This is a genomic window from Kitasatospora sp. NPDC023176 (assembly GCF_055560495.1).
Map to the genome: position 1 here is coordinate 21,435 of NZ_JBVHIP010000050.1, position 18,735 is coordinate 40,169.

General features: G+C 73.8%; 16 protein-coding genes and 1 pseudogene. 9 read left to right on the top strand and 8 right to left on the bottom strand.

Annotated features, from left to right (window positions below; translation table 11 throughout):
• Positions 1-69: 69 nt before the first annotated feature.
• Positions 70-648, top strand: a complete 579-nt coding sequence (locus ACZ3YL_RS38665; RefSeq protein WP_465662242.1) for a YdcF family protein — start codon at positions 70-72, stop codon at positions 646-648.
• Here ACZ3YL_RS38665 and ACZ3YL_RS38670 read toward each other — a convergent pair.
• A complete protein-coding gene (locus ACZ3YL_RS38670) occupies positions 549-1,880 on the bottom strand; it encodes an MFS transporter (protein WP_188303629.1) in 1,332 nt (443 codons plus the stop codon). The two genes, ACZ3YL_RS38665 and ACZ3YL_RS38670, sit on opposite strands and share 100 nt — an antisense overlap.
• Positions 1,881-2,208: 328 nt before the next feature.
• On the opposite strand from ACZ3YL_RS38670, the gene ACZ3YL_RS38675 reads away from it, so the two are divergent.
• Positions 2,209-3,846 carry a hypothetical protein gene (locus ACZ3YL_RS38675; protein WP_188303630.1) on the top strand — a complete coding sequence of 546 codons (1,638 nt, stop codon included), beginning with the start codon at positions 2,209-2,211 and terminating at the stop codon, positions 3,844-3,846.
• 50 nt (positions 3,847-3,896) lie between these two features.
• On the opposite strand, the gene ACZ3YL_RS38680 is transcribed toward ACZ3YL_RS38675, so the two are convergent.
• Positions 3,897-4,355, bottom strand: coding sequence for a VOC family protein (locus ACZ3YL_RS38680; protein WP_188303631.1), 459 nt, complete (start codon positions 4,353-4,355; stop codon positions 3,897-3,899).
• 136 nt (positions 4,356-4,491) lie between these two features.
• Here ACZ3YL_RS38680 and ACZ3YL_RS38685 point away from each other — a divergent pair, with 136 nt between their 5' ends.
• On the top strand, positions 4,492-5,682 hold the full coding sequence (locus tag ACZ3YL_RS38685; protein ID WP_465662245.1) for a hypothetical protein: 1,191 nt from the start codon (positions 4,492-4,494) through the stop codon (positions 5,680-5,682).
• Positions 5,683-5,900: 218 nt separating this feature from the next.
• Positions 5,901-6,080, top strand: a pseudogene (locus ACZ3YL_RS38690) (alkaline phosphatase PhoX); the annotation flags it as partial.
• A 41-nt stretch (positions 6,081-6,121) separates the two neighbouring features.
• On the opposite strand, the gene ACZ3YL_RS38695 reads toward ACZ3YL_RS38690, so the two are convergent.
• Positions 6,122-7,723, bottom strand: a complete 1,602-nt coding sequence (locus ACZ3YL_RS38695; protein ID WP_465662247.1) for a PucR family transcriptional regulator — start codon at positions 7,721-7,723, stop codon at positions 6,122-6,124.
• Between the two features lie 175 nt (positions 7,724-7,898).
• Between ACZ3YL_RS38695 and ACZ3YL_RS38700 the strand changes: the two genes are divergently transcribed.
• From ACZ3YL_RS38700 to ACZ3YL_RS38715, 4 genes are all read left to right on the top strand, one after another.
• Entirely contained in the window at positions 7,899-8,495 is a 597-nt protein-coding gene (locus ACZ3YL_RS38700) for a PadR family transcriptional regulator (RefSeq protein WP_465662249.1), read from the top strand.
• A complete protein-coding gene (locus ACZ3YL_RS38705) occupies positions 8,492-9,589 on the top strand; it encodes an FAD-dependent oxidoreductase (protein ID WP_465662251.1) in 1,098 nt (365 codons plus the stop codon). The genes ACZ3YL_RS38700 and ACZ3YL_RS38705 overlap by 4 nt, the downstream gene beginning before the upstream one ends.
• Before the next feature lie 200 nt (positions 9,590-9,789).
• Positions 9,790-11,418 carry an L-glutamate gamma-semialdehyde dehydrogenase gene (pruA, locus tag ACZ3YL_RS38710; RefSeq protein ID WP_465662253.1) on the top strand — a complete coding sequence of 543 codons (1,629 nt, stop codon included), beginning with the start codon at positions 9,790-9,792 and terminating at the stop codon, positions 11,416-11,418.
• 159 nt (positions 11,419-11,577) lie between these two features.
• Positions 11,578-12,507: a proline dehydrogenase family protein gene (locus ACZ3YL_RS38715; RefSeq protein WP_465662255.1), complete on the top strand. Its 930-nt coding sequence runs from the start codon at positions 11,578-11,580 to the stop codon at positions 12,505-12,507.
• A gap of 83 nt (positions 12,508-12,590) precedes the next feature.
• Here ACZ3YL_RS38715 and ACZ3YL_RS38720 read toward each other — a convergent pair whose 3' ends face one another.
• Positions 12,591-13,175: a Uma2 family endonuclease gene (locus tag ACZ3YL_RS38720; protein WP_188309571.1), complete on the bottom strand. Its 585-nt coding sequence runs from the start codon at positions 13,173-13,175 to the stop codon at positions 12,591-12,593.
• A 158-nt stretch (positions 13,176-13,333) separates the two neighbouring features.
• On the opposite strand from ACZ3YL_RS38720, the gene ACZ3YL_RS38725 reads away from it, so the two are divergent.
• Positions 13,334-14,026, top strand: coding sequence for an RraA family protein (locus ACZ3YL_RS38725; RefSeq protein ID WP_188309570.1), 693 nt, complete (start codon positions 13,334-13,336; stop codon positions 14,024-14,026).
• Positions 14,027-14,031: 5 nt separating this feature from the next.
• Here ACZ3YL_RS38725 and ACZ3YL_RS38730 read toward each other — a convergent pair whose 3' ends face one another.
• The 4 genes from ACZ3YL_RS38730 to ACZ3YL_RS38745 all read right to left on the bottom strand — a co-directional run bounded on the left by ACZ3YL_RS38730 (position 14,032) and on the right by ACZ3YL_RS38745 (position 18,628).
• Entirely contained in the window at positions 14,032-14,520 is a 489-nt protein-coding gene (locus ACZ3YL_RS38730) for a GNAT family N-acetyltransferase (RefSeq protein WP_188309569.1), read from the bottom strand.
• Positions 14,521-14,584: 64 nt separating this feature from the next.
• Positions 14,585-15,550 (bottom strand): SGNH/GDSL hydrolase family protein, encoded by a 966-nt coding sequence (locus ACZ3YL_RS38735; protein WP_465662258.1) that lies wholly within the window; start codon positions 15,548-15,550, stop codon positions 14,585-14,587.
• Between the two features lie 179 nt (positions 15,551-15,729).
• Positions 15,730-17,040, bottom strand: a complete 1,311-nt coding sequence (locus ACZ3YL_RS38740; protein WP_188309589.1) for a TerD family protein — start codon at positions 17,038-17,040, stop codon at positions 15,730-15,732.
• 157 nt (positions 17,041-17,197) lie between these two features.
• Positions 17,198-18,628 carry a hypothetical protein gene (locus tag ACZ3YL_RS38745; protein WP_465662260.1) on the bottom strand — a complete coding sequence of 477 codons (1,431 nt, stop codon included), beginning with the start codon at positions 18,626-18,628 and terminating at the stop codon, positions 17,198-17,200.
• Between the last annotated feature and the right edge of the window lie 107 nt (positions 18,629-18,735).

Sequence of the window (18,735 nt, forward strand, 5' to 3'; positions counted from 1 at the left end):
CGAGGAGCATCCAGGGCATCCGGGCCGGCTTCCAGTGGGCACCGTGCCTCCAGTGAGCGGGAGAACGACGTGGCAGACACTCGGCAGCGTGAGATCACCGACCGGCAGTGGGCGGACGCCGCGCTGATCTGGGAGTACCACCGGATGGGGCACCGGCGGCAATCGTGCGATGTGGCGATCGGCCTGGGCTGCCACGACCTCGGGGTCGCCGCCGAGGCGGCCGCGCTGTACCTGGACGGCCTGGTGTCCAGGATCGTGTTCACCGGCGGCCCGAACCCCGCCCGGCCGGATCACCTCCCCCGCGGGGAGGCCGCGCACTTCACTGAGCACGCCCTCGCGCTCGGTGTGCCCGGTCACGCGATCCTCCAGGAGCCGCGGGCCCGCAACACCGGGCAGAACATCCAGTTCTCCCGGGAGGTTCTGGAGGCCGCGCGGGTGTTCACCCGGCGGCGGGCGATGCGGGGTAGGCAGAAGCTGGGTACAGAGAGACCGCTGCCCGGGACTCCTGTGAGGAAGTCCCGGGCAGCGGTGTTTCGTGTCCCTGGGGCTCAGGCCTGCTTGGGCTTGCGGGCGACGGCCAGGGCCAGGGCGGTGCAGAGGGCGGCGGCGAGGGTGGCGAAGCCGCTGACGGCGGGGAGGAGGCCGTAGGCCTGGACCAGGGCGCCGACGATGACGATGGGGAGGGAGCTGCCGAGGTAGACGATCACCCAGAGGGCGCTCATCTCGGAGCCGCGGCGTTCCGGGTCCATCGCGGCGACGGCGGTGGTGAACAGGGAGCGGAAGGCCACGCCCTGGCAGGCGCCGCCGAGGACGCTGCCGATGAACAGCAGCGCCGGGGTGCCGGTGTACCCGGCGGCGACGACCAGGGCGAGGCCGGCGGCGAGGCCGGTCATGCCGAGGGCGATCACCAGGCGGTCCGCGGTCGGCGGGACGATCAGCTGGGCGGCGGCCGAGGAGCCGAGCAGCAGGGCGGCCACGATCGCGCCGGTCAGGTGCGAGGAGGTGTGCAGCAGCTTGCCGGCGAAGGCCGGGGCCAGGCTGAGGTAGACGCCGAAGACCGCGTAGGAGATGAACCCGGCCGAGGCGGCGAGCAGGAACTCGCGGCGGCCGGTGCGCGGCAGCCGCAGCCGCTGGGGGCGCAGGTGGGCCGGGGTGGTGATCCGGGGCGGGGAGGCCGGCGGGCGGTTGCGGCCGGGCATCCGGGGGTGGACCAGGGCCAGCGGCACGCACAGCGCCAGCAGGGCGACGGCGTGCAGCAGGAAGGGCGTCAGCAGTGGGTCCGAGCCGCCGGCCAGCAGGGCGCCGACGATCGGGCCGAGCGCGACGCCGCCTGCGGAACAGGCCAGGGTGAGCTTGGCGGCCAGGGTCGGGCGGTCGGGTAGCAGGTCGCCGAGGGCGGCCCCGGCGGCGCCGGTGGACAGGCCGACGGCGACGCCCTGGACGGCCCGGCCGACGGCGAGCTGCCAGAAGCTGCCGGCGGTGGCGAACACCGCGTCCCCGGCGGCGGCCAGGAGGACGGCGGGCAGGATCAGGGCGCGGCGGCCGAGGTGGTCGGACCAGTGGCCGACCACGGCCAGCACCGGGACCAGGGCGAACACGTAGATCGTGAAGAGGATCGTGGTGTCGAGCGGGCCGAGCCCGAGGCGCTGTTGGAGGAGCGGGTAGATCGGCGTCGCCAGGTTGGCACCGATCAGCATCAGTAGCAGGGCGGCGGCCACCAGGCCGACGCGGATGCCGCGCAGCGCGTTCCAGCGGCTGATCGCGGCGAGCTGGAGCTGGGCGCGGGGCGCGAGCTCCAGGGGAAGCAGGGCCTCCGACAGTCGGCGTCCGTCGAGCTGCGCGGTGCGCAGTGCGGAGCCGGCGGGGGAGAGGTCCGCCATGGCAGGGGTCTCCTGTGGCCGGGCACCACCGGGGTCGGCGGGGTGTGCCGGCGCGCCCCTCCGGAGGCGCTGTGGTGGTGGCCGCGGTGCGGGGCTCCCTGGTGGAGCGGATGAGCTGAGAGAAGAGGGGCTTCGTTGCCCGTGGCCCGCGCGGGGTTGTGCGCGGTACCAATGCGAAGGATAAGGGGTGGGCGCGCGGAAGCGGCGCGCGCCCCTGTGCGCGCCCCTCGCGGCCGGGCATCGGGGGTGCCCGGCCTATACGCTGAGGTGGTAGATCGACACGCGGAGCTGTTCGAGCGGACCGCTGGCTGAGGGAGAGCACACGACGATGGCCGGACGACGTCGGAAGAACGTGGGGGCTTCGGCGGGAGAGGGTGCGGCCGAGGCGGTCCTGCCCGCGGACCTGGAGCTTCAGGACCTCTACGGGGCGTTCGCCGCGCACGGTCTGGACGACGAGGACCTGGACGACGCGGCGGTGCTGGTGCCGCCGGTGAAGCTGCCCGCCGAGCGGGAGCTGGCCGAGCAGGCGAAGGCCGTGCCGATGTTCGGCTACGCGCTGGCGCTGGCCCGCTGGGCGGCCCCGCACCGGGTGGTGGACGAGTTCGGCGACCTGGTCGAGGAGGACCGGGCGCCGGTCGCGCGGCTGCTGGGGCTGGCCCCGGCCGAGGGCGAGGTGCCGGAAGAGGCCGAGGTCGAGGCGCTGCGGGCCTGGTCGCTGGCCTGCGACCTGGACCTGGTGGAGCTGGGCACGACCGCGGCCGGGGAGCACGTCGCGGTGCCCGGCCCGGACCTGGAGCCCGCCGAGGAGGGGGACCCGGAGACCGTCCTGGAGCTGTGGCTGACCGCCGCCGGGATCGTCCGGGAGCTGGCGGTGGACGCCGACTCGCTGCCGGAGGAGGACGAGGAGGGCACGGAGGGCACGGAGGCGTCGAAGGCCGAAGCCGCCTCCGAGGAGGACGAGGACGGCCTGAGCGAGGTCGAGGAGGCTCGGGACGCCGCCGCCGAACTGCTCGACGAGGCGCTGCAGGTGCTGTACGAGACCACCGCCTTCGCCGACCCGGGCAACGAGACGGTGCCGCTGGGCGTGCTGGCCGCGCTGCTGGTGGTGCCGGAGGGCGAGGAGCCGAGCGAGGAGCTGCTCGGCGACATCACCGATGTGATGGTCGCCCTGGACCCGATGCTGGGCGACCTCGCCGAGCTGGGCCTGCTGGAGTACCGGCCGATCGACCCGGAGCTGTTCGACGAGGAGGAGGGCGAGGAGCCCGCCGTCGTCGGCGAGGAGCCGTTGGACGAGGAGGAGTCGGCCCGCTTCGGGCTGGTCCGGCTCACCCCGCTCGGCCAGTACGGCATCCGGCAGTGGCTGCTGGAGGACGGCTACGACGCGCCGCTGGTCGGCGAGCTGGCCCAGGGGGACGCCGCCGAGCTACTGCGCGGGGTGTGCGAATCGGCCAACGTGCTGCCGGAGGAGGAGCTGCGGGTCTGGGTGGCCGACCGGGAGCCGGAGCAGGCGGCGCGGGAGCTGCTGGCGGCGGCGCGCGGCGACGACGCGTACGGCCCGCTGCGCCGGATGCTGTGCGTCTCGGCGCTCGACCTGCTGGGGGCGGGCGCCGAGCCGGCCGTCCGGGAGGTGCTGGACGACCCGGAGCTGGGCGGTTCGGCGCGGGCCTGGCTGTCCGCGCTGGGCCTGCCGGACGTGCCGGTGCCGGACCGGGCGATGGCGCTGTGGACGGTGGTCGACACCTTCGCCGCCCAGCTGCTGGACAGCGGCGGCGATGCCACGCTGTTGCGCGAGCTGATCGCCGACCTGCCGGTGAAGGGCGATCCGGCGGCCTGGTTCGGCGAGCTGTGGCGGGTCGACCACCCGTACACGGCGGACGTCCTGGAGGCGATCGGCGAGCTGCACACCGACCGGGCGATCGCCAAGGAGGCGCGCAAGGCGGCCTTCAAGGCGCGCTCCAAGAGCTGAGCTCCCCGGCGGTGTCCTGCGGATCCGGTGTGGATCCGCGGGACACCGCGTTACGGGAGGTCCAGCGAGCCGTCCTCGGTGAAGGGGAAGAACGGGTTGTGGGCCAGCTCCCACAGGTGCCCGTCCGGGTCCTCGAAGTAGCCGGAGTAGCCGCCCCAGCTGGTCGGTACCGGCGGCTTGACCACCACGGCGCCGGCGTCGACGGCCGTGCGCAGGGCGGCGTCCACCAGGGCGGGGGACTCCAGGTTCACGGCGAGGGTGACGCCGCGGAAGGAGGGCTCCCCGGTGTCGGGCACGCCCGCGTCGGCGGCCAGTTCCTCGGTGGGGAAGAGGCCGAGCACCGAGTCGGCGGTGCGGAACCAGACGATCTCCGGGCTGGAGGCGGCGGAGCGCTGCCAGCCGAGGTCCTGGTAGAAGCGGGCACTGCGGTCGAGGTCGGTGACGCCGAGGGTGACGATGCTGATCCGGGCGGGGAAGGCGGCCCGCTCCGGGTTGTTCTGTGCGGTCATGCGGCCAGCGTAGGGAGGGCGGCTGACAACCTGGCCGACTGACACGGCCACCGCCCCCGTGTGCCAGTCGAGCTGATGACCCGGCAGCTCCGGGCACGTAAGGTGGCGTCAGCGGTGCGGGCGCGAGGACTCGGGGGTGCGGCAGAGGATGGTGCGGGAGAGCGGCGGAAGGCCCCAGGAGTGGAACGCCGAGCGGTCGGGGCCCGAGCGGCCGGGCGAGCAGGATCGTTTCGCCGACCAGGAGGAGTTCTCCCGCCGGACCCTCGCCGCGGTGGACTTCCCGGTGTACGGCGTGGCCGGGCCGGAGGGGCGGGGCGAGGCCCTGGCGGCCTTCGAGACCTGCGGCGGCGAGCTGCGCTGGATCGAGGTGCAGTGCGGTGACTGGCGCACCGCGGCCGGGCCGTACGTGACGGTGCGCACCTACCGGCCGGGGGCCGACGGCTGTGAGGTGCTGCCCGAGCTGGAGGACGTGGTCGAGGACGAACGGGACCGGGTCTACGAGCAGTTGGGCGTCGACGAGGGCGACGGGCCGGGCCGGGTGCGGGCGCTGCGCGAGTGGATCACGGTGGACGGCGAGCCGTGCGCGGTGGAGGTGCACGAGGACTGGCCGGTGGCCGCGGTCGGCGCGGGCGGTGGCGCGGGCGGCGGGTCGCAGGAGGCCGGGCCGGTCTGGGCCGGGCGGCTGCGGGTCGGCGACCAGGCCGTCACGGTGTGCGGGCGCGGGCTGCCCCCCGGCGGGGTGGAGCTCGGCGGGATCGGGGACTTCGAGCGCTACCTGCACGGACGCACCGAGCTGCTGCGCGACCTGGCCTCCCGGCGGGCCCGCTACGTCCCGGTCGAGGAGCGTGAACTGCCGCCCGCCGTAGGGCTGGAGGCGCACCGGGAGCTGATCGCCCAGAGCATCGCCGAGGTCGCCGCGATCGAGGCGCAGGTGCGGGTGGGGCGGACGCCGAGGCTGCCGCGCGGGCTGCGCGGGGACGTCTGCGCGGTGCGCTGGGAGGCGGCGGTGCGCCAGCAGATGCGGCTCGCCACGGAGAGCCGGGAGGAGGCCGCGGCGGCGGTGACCTCGATGGTCAACCACCTCAACCGGCTGTCCCAGCAGACCCAGTGGCTGGTCGGCACGGCGGAGGGGGAGGCGGCGGTCGAGGAGGTCGTCCGGTACACGGTGTTCGCCAGCGAGGTGGCGAGCCTGCCGGCGCAGCGGGCCTGGGAGCAGCTGTGGCGGGAGCGGCCGGGGACGGCCGGGGCGGGTGGCTGGGAGGAGCACCGGCTGGTGGAGGAGCTGTGGCTGTCGGCCTGGGAGCAGTGGCGGGCGCGGCGCGGCTGACCGGGGCTTGGTAAAGCACGGGTCATCTGTCGGTCATCGGTTGGCAAATGGTCGCCTCGTGGCGAGGTGGGCGTCATGCCGGGCTCGCCCCTGCGGCGGAGTCTGCTGGGCGTCGACGACCCGCCTCGACGCCTGTCCGCCCTTCAGGAGTTGCTGCCGTGTCGCTGTCCCGCCGGGACTTCGTCAACCATTCCACCCTCGTCGGGGCCGGCGTGCTGATCGCCGGCAACGAGCTGAACATCGGCAGCGCCGGCAAGCCCGAGTTCGGCGAGTTCACCGGGGTGACCTTCTCGGACGACGGACGGACCCTGTTCGCCAACATCCAGGAGCCGGGCATCCAGCCGGCCGTCAGCGGGCCGTGGCGCCGGCTGAACGAGCACAGGCGGTCCCAGGGGTAAGGCGCCTGACGTTGCGTCGGATGCGTGTGGCTGTCCGCGGACTACTCGTCCGCGGGCAGCCGCAGTTGCAGCATCGCCAGCAGGCGCTGCTGCGGCTGGGCGAGGTCGATGCCGGTCAACTGCTCGGCGCGGCGCACCCGGTAACGCAGGGTGTTCGGGTGGATGTGCAGGGCGTCGGCGGCGACCCGGACCTCGCCCAGCGCGTCCAGCCAGGCGAGCACCGACTCGGCGAGCCGGGTGCCGTGCCGGCGGTCGTACGCGGTGAGCGCGGTGAGCCGGGGGTCGCGCAGGCCGCCGCGTTCCTGGAGCAGCGCCAGCATCTCGCTGACCAGCACCTCGGCCTGGACGTCGATCAGCGCCGCGACGTCGAGGTCCACCCCGCCGCGGCCCATCGCGTCCAGGATGCGGTCGGCCTGGGCGCGGGAGTCCGGCACCTGGGAGAGGCCGTCGACGGTCGAGCCGATCGCGGCGCGCAGCGGGATGCCGAGGTGCTCCCGGGCCGCGGTGACCACCTCGGCGGCCCAGTCGCGGACGGTGGTCATCGGCAGGCCGGCCGGCAGCTCCGGCAGCAGCACGTAGACCCGGGACTCGATCGGGGCGAGCAGTGCGGTGCGGTGCCGGGCGGCGGTGTGCACCGAGATCAGGCCGGTGACGTCGGAGCGGTGCAGCGCCTCGGTGGTGTGCGCGGCGTAGGCGAGCACGGTGGCCGGGCGGCGCAGGTCCAGCCCGAGGTGGGTGGCCAGCGACTGGGGGCCGGTGGAGCCCTCCAGCAGCCCGGTCAGCAGGGTCTGGGTGAGTCGGACGTCGGCGGACAACTCGCGGCGGCGGCGCACCAGTTGGGCGGCCGCGACCCGGGCGGCACCGACCAGGGCCTGTTCGGCGTGCGGGGCCAGCGGCTGGGCGCCCTCCTGCACCCAGATGGTGCCGAGCGGCTGGGCCCCGGCCCGGATGCCGACCGCGAGGCGGCGGCGCAGGCCCAGCTCGGGGTGCGGCTCGACCGCGATCGGGGTGTCCGAGCTGCGCAGGTGCTGGAAGATGCCCCATTCGCGGAGCTTGGACAGGTACGGCTCCGGGCCCTGCCAGCCGAGGATTGACAGCCGGCGCAGGTCGTCGACCTCGTCGGAGTCGGAGGAGCGGGAGTAGGCGAGGACCCGGCTGGAGGTGTCCTCGATCGAGACGATGCCGCTGGTGAGCACGGCGACGGTCTGGGCGAGGGAGAAGAGGTCGCCGGCGTTGGGCTCGGGGGCGCCGGGGGAGTCCGGGGCGTCGGGGCCGGCGATGATCGCCCGGGCGAGCGAGTCCAGGTGTTCCCAGCGGGTCTCCCGGCGCACCGACAGCAGGGCGACGCCCGCGTCGGTGGCGGCCTCGCGCAGGGCGTCGGCCTGGCCGGGGGCGTCCAGCTTGACCGCGACGGCGGCGGCGCCGGCCCGGCCGGCCGCGCGCAGGGCGGGGAGGGCGGCGCGGCCGCGGGCGCCGATGGCGAGGACGAGTTCGCCGGGGGCGGCGGTCGGGGGGTCCTCCGGGTCGAGGATCGCGACGTCGCGCACGGGGACGTCCAGGCCCTGGGGGGCGGCCTGGAGTTCGACCAGGGGCTCGCCGAGCGACATCAGCAGCCGGCGGAGCGGAAGGCCGGGGGTGGTCACTCCGAGCCTCCTTCGGCCGCTTCATCCGCTTCATCCGCCCGGACAACGGGGTGTGGTTGATTTTAGCCGGGCGGACAGAGTTGTGGGCCGTCCACAGTTGGTTACTCCTGAATAGTTGACTCTGACTATCCGAGAATGGATAGTCAGTACTGACCAAGTGATGAGGAACGTTCTCATGGCGAAGCGACGCAAGGTCTCCAACCCCCTGGCCCTCGCGGTCCTGGCCGAACTCGGAGCCGAACCGATGCACCCGTACGAGATGGGCCGCCGGCTCAAGGAGCACGGCAAGGACCGCAACATCAAGTACAACCGCAGCTCGCTCTACATGGTCGTGGAGCAGCTGCGGAAGGCCGGGTTCGTCGCCGAACGGGAGACCGTCCGCGACACCCAGCGACCGGAGCGCACCGTCTACGCCCCCACGCCCGAGGGCCAGGCGGAACTCCTCGACTGGATGCGCGAGTGGCTCGCCGAACCGCAGGAGGAGTACCCGGCCTTCGGGGTCGCGCTCTGCCTGCTCGTGGTGCTGCCGACCGAGGAGTCGGCCGCCCTGCTCGGCCGGCGGCTGGAGGCGCTGGACGCGCGGATCGACGCCTCGCGCGCCCTGCTGCGCAAGGCCGTCGAGACGGACGTCCACCCGATGTTCGTCGTCGAGGAGGAGTACGCCCTGGCGCTGCTGGAGGCCGAGCGCCGCTACACCGAGAACCTCGTCACCCAGCTCGGGGACCCGGAGTTCAACCGGACCCTGGAAGAGTTCATGAGGAGCCTGGAATGAGCACCGACAGTACGACCCGCGGTTCGAAGAAGGCCCTGGTCATCGGCGGCGGCATCGCCGGACCGGTGACGGCGCTGGCGCTGCGCGGGGCCGGCCTCGAAGCCGAGGTCTTCGAGGCCTACGAGACCTCCGCCGAGGGCATCGGCGGCACCTTCATGATCGCGTCCAACGGGCTGGCGGCGCTGGCCGCAGTCGGTCTGGAGGCGGAGGTCGGCGCGGTCGGCCAGGCGATCGGACGGATGGTCATGGAGGACGCCAGGGACGGCGTGCGCGCCGAGATCCCCGAGGTGTCCGGCCGCCTGATGCGGCGCGCCGAGCTGTACACCGTCCTCCAGCGGCGGCTGCGGGAGGAGGGCGTCCCCGTCCGGTACGGCAAGCGGCTGGTCGGCGCCGAGGAACGCGAGAGCGGCATCACCGCCCGCTTCGAGGACGGCACCACCGCGGACGGCGACCTCCTGATCGGCGCGGACGGCACCCGCTCCGTCGTCCGCACCCTGATCGACCCGGCCGCGCCCGGCCCGCAGTACACCGGCCTGATCGGGGTCGGCGGATACAGCGGTCACCGGCTCACCGGCCCGCGCGGAGCCGGGGAGTCCATCCACTTCGCGCAGGGCCCGCGGGCGTTCTTCGGCTACTGGGCGCAGCCCGGCGGCGCCGGGACGGCCTGGTTCAGCAACATCCCGCGGCCTGAGCAGCTGACGCCCGAACAGGCCCGCGCGGTCTCGTGCGAGGAGTGGCTGGCGCTCTGCCGCGAGGTGCACGCCGACGACCTGCCCGCCCGGGAGGTGCTGGCGGACGTGGACCCGGCGACCGTCGAGGTCTTCCCGCGGCTGGAGATCATGCCGTCCGTGCCGCACTGGTACCGCGACCGGATGGTGCTGGTCGGCGACTCCGTGCACGCCCCGTCCAACAGCTCCGGCCAGGGTGTCTCGCTGGCCGTCGAGAGCGCCGTCGAACTGGCCCGCCGCCTGGGCGCGGAACCCGACCTGGCGAGCGCCCTCGCGGCGTACGAGGCGGCCCGGCGGCCCGCCGTGGAGGCGGTCGCGGCCCGGGCCGCGGTCACCAACGGGCAGAAGGCGAGCGCCGGCGTCTGACCCTCCGCGGCAGACGGCCGCCTGACGGGCGGTCGTGACCGCCGCGTGACCGCCTTCGTCGGGCCGGACAACGCCGTACGGGGGAATTTAGCCGCCCGGCCAATCAAGTGGCCGGGCGGGCAGGAATAGCGTTCGTGCTGTGTCCTGCGTGCGACCCGCGCGGGCCTTCCCCCGCATTGAACGAAGGAGAGCGTGCGCTCATGGATGCTGTGACCCAGGTCCCCGCGCCGGTGAACGAGCCGGTCCACAGCTACGCCCCCGGCAGCCCCGAACGGGCTCGTCTGGAGGCCAAGCTGAAGGAGCTGGGCGGCCAGGAGCCGGTCCAGCTGACCATGACGATCAACGGTGAGCGCCGGATGGGCGGCGGCACCGAGTTCCACGTCGTCCAGCCGCACAACCACGCGGCTCGGCTCGGCACCCTGCGCAACGCCACCCAGGCCGACGCGCAGGAGGCCATCGACACTGCCCTGGCCGCGGCCCCGGCCTGGCAGGCGCTCTCCTTCGACTCCCGCGCCGCGATCTTCCTCAAGGCCGCCGACCTGCTGGCCGGCCCCTGGCGCGAGACCCTGGCCGCCGCCACCATGCTCGGCCAGTCCAAGACCGCCCAGCAGGCCGAGATCGACACCCCCTGCGAGCTGGTCGACTTCCTGCGCTTCAACGTGCACTTCGCCCGGCAGATCATGGCCGAGCAGCCGATCTCCTCGGACGGCGTGTGGAACCGCAGCGACCACCGCCCGCTCGAGGGCTTCGTCTACGCGATCACCCCGTTCAACTTCACCGCGATCGCCGGCAACCTGCCGACCGCGCCCGCGCTGATGGGCAACGTCGTGCTGTGGAAGCCGTCCCCGACCCAGCAGTTCTCCGCGCACCTGCTGATGCAGCTGCTGGAGGAGGCCGGCCTGCCCAAGGGCGTCATCAACATGGTGACCGGCGACGGCCTGGACGTCTCCGCCGTCGCGCTCAAGCACCCGGCGCTGGCCGGCATCCACTTCACCGGCTCCACCGCCACCTTCCAGCACCTGTGGCGTTCGGTGGGCGAGAACATCGCCGGCTACCGCACCTACCCGCGGATCGTCGGCGAGACCGGTGGCAAGGACTTCCTGGTCGCCCACCCGTCCGCCGACCCGGCCGTGCTGAAGACCGCGATGACCCGCGGCGCCTTCGAGTTCCAGGGCCAGAAGTGCTCGGCGCTCTCCCGCGCCTACGTGCCCGCCTCGCTGTGGGCCGGCCTCAAGGACGAGTTCGCCGCCGAGGTCGACGGCCTCACCATGGGCGACGTCACCGACCTGTCCAACTTCATGTCGGCCGTCATCGACGAGCGCGCCTTCGCCAAGAACAAGGCCGCCATCGACCGCGCCCGGGCCGACGCCTCCGTCGAGGTCCTCGCCGGCGGCAGCTACGACGACTCGGTCGGCTACTTCGTCCGCCCGACCGTCCTGGTCTGCCAGGACCCGGCCTCCGAGTACTTCCGCGAGGAGTACTTCGGCCCGATCCTCGCCGTGTACGTCTACGAGGACGAGAAGTACGAGGAGATGCTGGCCCAGATGGAGTCCGTGTCGGCCTACGGCCTGACCGGCGCGATCATCACCCAGGACCGCGCGGCGGCCCAGGACGCGATGCACAAGCTGCGCTTCGCGGCCGGCAACTTCTACATCAACGACAAGCCGACCGGCGCCGTCGTCGGCCAGCAGCCCTTCGGCGGCGGCCGGGCCTCCGGCACCAACGACAAGGCCGGCGCCAAGCAGAACCTGGCGCGGTGGACCTCGACCCGCTCGGTCAAGGAGACCTTCGTCCCGCCGACCGACTACCGCTACCCGCACATGGGCTGACCAGCCCTGTTGCCGACCGTTCCGCTGTAGAGGCCATCGGTCACCCGCGACGCCCGGCCCCGCAGCCGGGCGTCGCCCCGCCGGGGCGGCGGACCACCCCCGTACCGCCGCCCCGGCCCTTTTCTGCCACCCTTGGAAACACCAGCTCCAGGAGTCACGATGCTCCGTTCCGCCCTTCTCGCGGCCTCCCGGTCCCCCCAGGTCCGCACCGTGGTCGAGAAGTTCCCCCCGACCCACGCGATAGTCGAGCGCTTCGTCGCCGGTGACGTCCTCGACGACGCCGTCACCGCGACCGACGACCTGGTCGCCACCGGCCGCAAGGTCACCCTCGACCACCTCGGCGAGGACACCAAGGACGCCGTCCAGGCGGCCGGCACCGCCGAGGCGTACGAGCACCTGCTCAAGGCCCTCAAGGAGACCGGCCTCGCGGCTGGCGCCGAGGTGTCCGTCAAGCTGTCGGCCGTCGGCCAGTTCCTGCCGGTGGACGGCGAGAAGATCGCGCTGGAGAACGCCCGCCGCATCTGCGAGGCCGCCGCCGACGCGGGCACCACGGTGACCCTCGACATGGAGGACCACACCACCACCGACTCCACCCTCGCCATCGCGCGCGAGCTGCGGGCGGACTACCCCTGGCTCGGCGTCGTCCTCCAGGCCTACCTGCGCCGCACCGAGGCCGACTGCCGCGAGTTCTCCGGCCCCGGCTCGCGCGTGCGGCTGTGCAAGGGCGCCTACAAGGAGCCCGAGTCGGTCGCCTTCCAGGGCAAGCACGAGGTCGACCTCGCGTACGTCCGCGCGCTGAAGATCCTGATGGCCGGCGAGGGCTACCCGATGATCGCCTCGCACGACCCCAACATGATCAAGATCGCCGGCCAGCTGGCCCAGTGGAACAACCGCACCCGGGACTCCTTCGAGTACCAGATGCTGTACGGCATCCGCCCCGAGGAGCAGCTGCGCCTCGCGGAGGAGGGCAACACCATGCGGGTCTACCTCCCGTACGGCCAGGAGTGGTACGGCTACTTCATGCGCCGCCTCGCCGAGCGCCCCGCCAACCTCACCTTCTTCCTGCGCGCCATGGCCACCCGTAGCTGACCGGGCGCCGGAGCGACGGACGGCCCGCACCCCTGACGGGGGGTGCGGGCCGTTCCGTTTGCCGGGGCGCCGAGCCGGGGCGCCTAGAGGAAGTCCTTGGTGTCCAGCTCGAACTCGAAGGGGGCGGGGAGGGCGAGCGGCTCGCCGAAGGCGGCCAGGTGGACCTCGGTGTACTCGTCCCGGTGCGGTTTGGAGAAGAGGCTGACCTGCGACTTCTCGCGGTCGATGAGGAGGTAGAGCGGAATGCCGGCGCGGGCGTAGCAGTGCCGTTTGGCGATGCGGTCCTGGTCGGGCTTGGCTGAGGTGATCTCGGCGACCATGGCCACGCCGTCGGGTTCCATCCAGGGCGGAGCACCACGGAAGAGCCGGAGACTTCTCGGGGCGAAGGTGGCGTCCGGGATGACGTGGTCCTTCGGGCAGAGACCGCCGCTCGCCAGGCGAAGACCCTTGCCGCCGGACACTTGCATGTGGACCTTGGACTTCGCCTTCACCTGGTCGATCAGCAGGTCGATGTAGTCCTCGTGATCGCCGTCCGGCGGTGGTGCCACGATGATCTCTCCCTCGATGAGTTCGGCTCGGAAGCCTTCGGGGGAGTGCAGGCTCAGGAAGCTCTCCAGCAGGATGTCGGCCTGCGATGGGGAGTCCGTGATCGGTTGCTCATGCGCCACAGCACTGATGATGCCCCTCCTTCAGAGGGGCGTCACGCTGTTCGTGGCCGGACCGGGTTGTGCAGTACACGGCGGACATTCGCCCGAAGGTGTGGGTTCGAGGCTCGGCATAAGATCCCGGTGCTGGTCAACTGGGTTTTCGGTGGGAGGAGTTGGGGATGCTGAAGCAGTTCGAGGGGCTGTCCACGCCGTTGCTGGCGGATGCCTGTGTGCGGCTCGGGGTGGGGGTGCGGGCGGCGCCGGTGGGGGTGGGGGCGGTGGTGGCCGGGTCGCGGGTCGCGGGGCGGGTGCTGCCCGTGCGGCACTACGGGAGCGTGGACGTGTTCCTGGAGGCGTACGGGGCGGCGCGGGACGGGGACGTGCTGGTCGTCGACAACGGCGGGCGGACCGACGAGGCCTGCATCGGGGACCTCGCGGTGCTGGAGGCGCGGGCCGCCGGGGTGGCCGGGATCGTGGTGTGGGGGCTGCACCGGGACACGCCGGAGCTGGTGGAGATCGGGCTGCCGGTGTTCAGCTACGGCGCGCTGCCGCCGGGGCCGCTGCGGCTGGACGGGCGGGAGCCGGAGGCGCTGGTGTCGGCGCGGGTCGGGCCGCACCTGGTGACCGCCGGGGACGTGGTGTTCGCGGACCCGGACGGGGTGCTGTTCGTGCCGGCCGACCGGGTGGGGGAGGTGCTGGAGACGGCCACCGGGATCGCCCGGACCGAGCGCGCGCAGGCCGGGCGGATCGCGGCCGGGGACACCCTGCGCGGGCAGACCCGGTTCCAGGAGTACCTGGAGCGGCGCGCCGCCGACCCGTCGTACAGCTTCCGGCAGCACCTGCGGCGGGTCGGCGGGGCGATCGAGGAGTGAGCGCCCTACAGCGGGCGGTGCATGACGTGCAGGCCGACGTAGCCGTCGACCGGGTGGTGGAAGGCCTCGGGGACGGTGCCGACGACCTCGAAACCCAGTGACCGGTAGAGCCGGACGGCGTGGTGGTTGTTGGCGACCACCGCGTTGAACTGCATGGCGCGGTAGCCCTGGCGGCGGGCCCAGTCGAGGGTGTACTCGACCAGGGCCCGCCCGATGCCCCCGCCCTGGTGCGCCGGGTCGACCATGTAGCTGGCGCTGGCCACGTGCGCGCCGTTGCCGGGGCGGTTGCGGTTCATGGTGGCGGTGCCGAGGACGCGGCCCTCGGCGTCGACGGCGACCACCGTGCGGTCGGGGGCGGAGTGCATCCACCACTCCCGGCCCACCTCGGAGGTCATGTCCAGGGGGTAGGGGAAGGTCTCGCCGGCGGCGACGATGGCCTGGAAGAAGGGCCAGATGGCCGGCCAGTCCTCGGGGGTGGCTTCGCGGATGATCATCCGTACAGGATGGCCGCAGGACGGGCCGGCGGGCTACTGGTTTCCGGTCCCGGATGTTGCCGGGTCAGCCGCCGAGGACGGCGGGCTCGACCTGGGTGGCGGCGAAGGCCTGGCCCACGGCGTTGGGGTGCACCAGGGCGTACTTGAGCGGGAGGACGCTGGTCAGCACGCCGTCCAGCCAGTGGTCGGCGTCGCAGACGCTGTGCCCGGTGGAGCCGGGGTAGAGGTCCACGTAGGTGTCCTGCTGGGCCGAACTCGCCTGCTCGATGGCCAGGTTGAGCGGCTCCAGGATGCGGGTGCGGGCCCAGGCGAGGTCGCCGGTGGTGAAGGTGGCGAACTGCAGCGGGTTGCCGTACCGGCAGAGGGTGGCGTCCTCGGGGATCAGGTGGGGGTAGCCGACGGTGATGACCCGGGCGGACGGGGCCTTGTGCCGCAGCGCGGTCAGCATGGTGGCGTAGCCGGTGCGCAGCTGGTTGAGCCGGCCGGGCAGCTGGGCGTCGTACGTGTCCTTGCAGGGCGTGCCCTGGCCGAGGGCGGTGGCGCCGAGTTCGATGCAGTCCTTGAGGATCTGGCCGAAACCGAGGTCGTTGCCGCCGATGCCCACGGTGATCACCTTGGCGTCCGGGGCGACGGCGTCGATCTGCGGCGGAACGGGCGGGTAGGGGGCGTTGGGGTCGCTGCCGAGCGGCGGGAGCGGGCGGCCGAGCGGGCTCTGCTTGTCGGCGTAGACGTCCGGGGTGGCGGCTCCGCTGCAGCTGACGTTGCGCAGGTCGACCAGGGAGCCGAGGTCGCGGCGGATCAGCTCGGGGTAGGAGCCGGTGGTGCGGGCGCAGCCGTCCTGGGGCTCGGTGAGGTCGCCGGTGGCCTCGATGATGCCAGCGGTGTAGGAGTCGCCGAGGGCGGCCCACTTCAGCGTGGCGGCGCGGGTGGCGGGCTTGGCGGCGGACTGGGCGGCGGTGGGGGCGATCAGGCCGACGGTGAGTGCGAGGGCGGTGCCGGCGACGGCGAGGCGGGACGGGAAGCGGGGCACGGTCTCTCCTCAACGAGTGCACTGCTGCGGGAGTGCAGGGGGAGAGTGCGATTCACCCCCCCGGAGAGTCAATCGAGTCGATCCGTGGACGACTTGAGATCTCGGGAGGGTGAATTCGCGGGTGTGGCTGTGACGTTCCGGACCGACGGCCAGGGGCTGGGCTGGGGCTGGGCTGGAGGCTAGAGGAGCGCGGCGGAGGGTTCGATCATCGCCCGGGCGGTCTTGCCGTCGACGAACTCGCCGAGTGCCGTCATCTCCCACTCACCGGAGGGGCGGCGGACCAACTTGCACATCACCACACCGGTGCGCGGCTCGGAGTGGGTGAGGTCGAAGCGGACCAGTTCCTCCTCGGTGCGGACGTCCACCAGGCGGCAGTAGGCGTTCCGCAGCTCGGTGAACTTCTGGCCGGAGAAGGAGTTGACCACGAACACCAGCGCGTGGACCTCGGCCGGGAGGCCCTCCAGGTGGACGGTGATCGACTCGTCGTCGCCGCCGTCACCGCCGACCAGGTTGTCGCCGGAGTGGGCGACCGCGCCGTCGAAGATGGTCAGCTTCATGAACCAGGCCGTCTCCAGGCGCTGGTGCCGGGCGTCGAAGGCGAGGCAGGAGGCGTCCAGGTCGACGTCCCGGCCGCGGGCGGCGGACTCCCAGCCGAGGGCCATCCGGACCGAGGAGAGGAAGGGGCGGCCGTTCTTCACCAGGGAGACGGAGCTGCCCTTGACCAGGTTGACCCGGCCCTTGTCCAGGGTGACCTTGGGGCGCTCGGCGGGTTCGGGAGTCGGGGTGGGCGCGGCCGGGGGCGCGGCGGGCATCGACGGGATGGTGGAGAGGGCGATCCGGGGGTCGACCGCCGGGACGGGCGGGATCGGGGGGACCGGGGGCAGCGGCGGGACGGGCGGCGCGGGCGGGACCGGCGGGGCGGCCGGGGAGTGCATCTGGACGGTCGGGGCGCTCGGCGGGAGCGGGGCGGCGGTCGGCTGCGGGCTCGGGGCCGGGGAGTCGTCGACGGTGACGCCGAAGTCGGTGGCGATGCCCGCCAGGCCGTCGGCGTACCCCTGGCCGACCGCGCGCACCTTCCAGACGCCGCCCCGCCGGTAGACCTCGACCACGATGAGCGCGGTCTCCAGGCCCAGCCGGGGCGGGGTGAAGGTGACCAGGACGGCGCCGGTGTCGGCGTCCCGGACGGTGGCGGTGGGCTCGATCCCGGCGAAGGTGGCGGACTGGTCGGCCGGGCTGGCGGTGACCACGATCGTGCTGATGTCGGCGGGGACGGCCGGGGTGTCGACGGTGATCGCGTCCGGTGCTCCGGCGGAGGCCGGGCGCAGGCTGACGCCGGGCCCGTGCGGGGCGTTGAAGAAGACGAAGTCGGCGTCCGAGCGGACCTTGCCGGCGTCGGTCAGCAGCAGGCCGGAGACGTCCAGCGCCTTGGGCGCGGTGACCTCGACGGTCACCCGCGCGGCGGTCAGCGGTGCGTTGCCGCCTTGGGTCAGGACGGTGGACAAGGACTCCTCCTCGGGTGCGGAACGACGGCCCGGGCCGGGGCCGGTGGGGCGTCGGGCCGGGTGCTGCCCACAGTAACGAACGAGGGTACGGGGATGAGCCCATGAGCTGCCTGATCGTCGGACGATCGGATGAGCCGATGGGCGTTCAGTGGGGCTGGTGGGCCAACTGCTGGGCGGGCTGCGGCAGCAGCGGACCGAAGCCGCCGAGCGCGGCGACCGCCCGGGGGTGCTCGATGCCGAAGGCGGCAGCGGTCCAGCTCTCCTGCGGGACCGGCCTGCGCACCGGCCCGGAGGGGCCGGAGGGGCCGGACGGGCCGGAGGGGCCGGACGGGTTGGAGGGGCTGGTCGGGGCGGACGGGTTGGACGGGCCGGTCGGGGCGGACTGATCGGCCGGGCGGGTGCCGCGCACCACGAAGCCGTAGCGGCCGGGCTTGACGTCGGTGCCGGGCGGGGTGGTGAAGCGGTAGACCAGGGTGCCGCGCTCCTGCTGGGTGGTCACCACGGCGCCCGGCAGGTCGGTCCAGGCGGCGCCACTGCCAGTGGCCAACTCGCCCGGCGCCAGCCGGAATTCGGCCTGCAGGGCGGTGACCGGCTCGGCCACGGAGAGCTCCAGGGCGTGCCGGATGCCGTCGCGGCCGAGCGTGCTGGTCAGGCCGGTGCCGGTGAGGGTCCGGTCGGCCGCCGGGTCGGTGCCGGCGTCGTCGGTGCCGTTGGAGCCGGCGGTGCTGTCGGCGCTGTCGGTGTTGCTGGAGCCGGCGGTGCTGTCGGCGCTCTTGGGGGCGCCGGTGCTCTTGGGGACGGCGGTGGTGGCGGCGCCGGAACCGTCCGGGCCGGAGCCCGGGTTGGCGTCCGGGACGGCGGCGGCGGGCGGCGGCACCGGGCGGCCCGGTGCGGTACCGGCGGGAGCGGCCGGACCGGTGGGCCCGGGGCGGGCCGGGGTGGTCGGCTGGAGTCCTGGCGGGTGCGGGGACTGTCCGGCGCCGGGCTGCCCGGCGGACGGCGCGGCGGGCGGGGACGGCTGGGCGGACGGGGAGGCCCCGGCGGCGTCCATCCGGCCGTCCGATCCGGTGGTGCCCGCGGGGGCGTCGGCCGCGGAGTGCGGGTCCTGTCCGCCGGAGGCCTGTCCGCCAGAGGCCTGTCCGCCGGTCGACGGCGCGACCGGGGCCGCCGTCCCGGCGCGCAGTCCGGCCGGCGGGGTGGCCGCGGCGTTCGCCGGGCCGGACGGGTGGGCCGAGGCGTGCCCGGAGGGCTTCGGGGCGTGCGGACGGCCGGAGGGCGCGGGGGTGTCCTGGGTCCGGTCGGCGGCGGCCTCGGTATCGCCGGTGGTGCCCGGGCTGGGCGGCGGGCTGGTGCCGACCCGGGCGACGCCGGCCCTTCGGCCGATGCCCTGCTGCTCGTTCAGCAGGAGGGTGGTGGCGATGCTGATGCCGACGACGGTGGACATCGCCATCGCGGCGCCGGAGAAACGCAGGGTGGGCAGCCGGAACCGGCCGCCGAACGGGCGCGGCCGGCCGTGCCGACCCTGCCGTGCGGGCTCGTGCTGCACGTCCCGCGTGGTCTCCCCACGCACAGCCACCGGACCCCTCCCTCCCCGAAGCCGCCGTCGCGTCGCCGTATTGTCCCACGCACTGCGGCCTGGCCCGGATCCGGCCGTCCCGGGCCGGTCCCGCGGCGGGTCCGCGT

Coding starts and splice junctions, on each gene's coding strand:
- pruA (WP_465662253.1), top strand. CDS start 9,790: ATGGATGCTGTGACCCAGGTCCCCGCGCCGGTGAACGAGCCGGTCCAC.
- ACZ3YL_RS38730 (WP_188309569.1), bottom strand. CDS start 14,520: ATGATCATCCGCGAAGCCACCCCCGAGGACTGGCCGGCCATCTGGCCC.
- ACZ3YL_RS38725 (WP_188309570.1), top strand. CDS start 13,334: ATGCTGAAGCAGTTCGAGGGGCTGTCCACGCCGTTGCTGGCGGATGCC.
- ACZ3YL_RS38670 (WP_188303629.1), bottom strand. CDS start 1,880: ATGGCGGACCTCTCCCCCGCCGGCTCCGCACTGCGCACCGCGCAGCTC.
- ACZ3YL_RS38680 (WP_188303631.1), bottom strand. CDS start 4,355: ATGACCGCACAGAACAACCCGGAGCGGGCCGCCTTCCCCGCCCGGATC.
- ACZ3YL_RS38675 (WP_188303630.1), top strand. CDS start 2,209: ATGGCCGGACGACGTCGGAAGAACGTGGGGGCTTCGGCGGGAGAGGGT.
- ACZ3YL_RS38700 (WP_465662249.1), top strand. CDS start 7,899: ATGGCGAAGCGACGCAAGGTCTCCAACCCCCTGGCCCTCGCGGTCCTG.
- ACZ3YL_RS38705 (WP_465662251.1), top strand. CDS start 8,492: ATGAGCACCGACAGTACGACCCGCGGTTCGAAGAAGGCCCTGGTCATC.
- ACZ3YL_RS38715 (WP_465662255.1), top strand. CDS start 11,578: ATGCTCCGTTCCGCCCTTCTCGCGGCCTCCCGGTCCCCCCAGGTCCGC.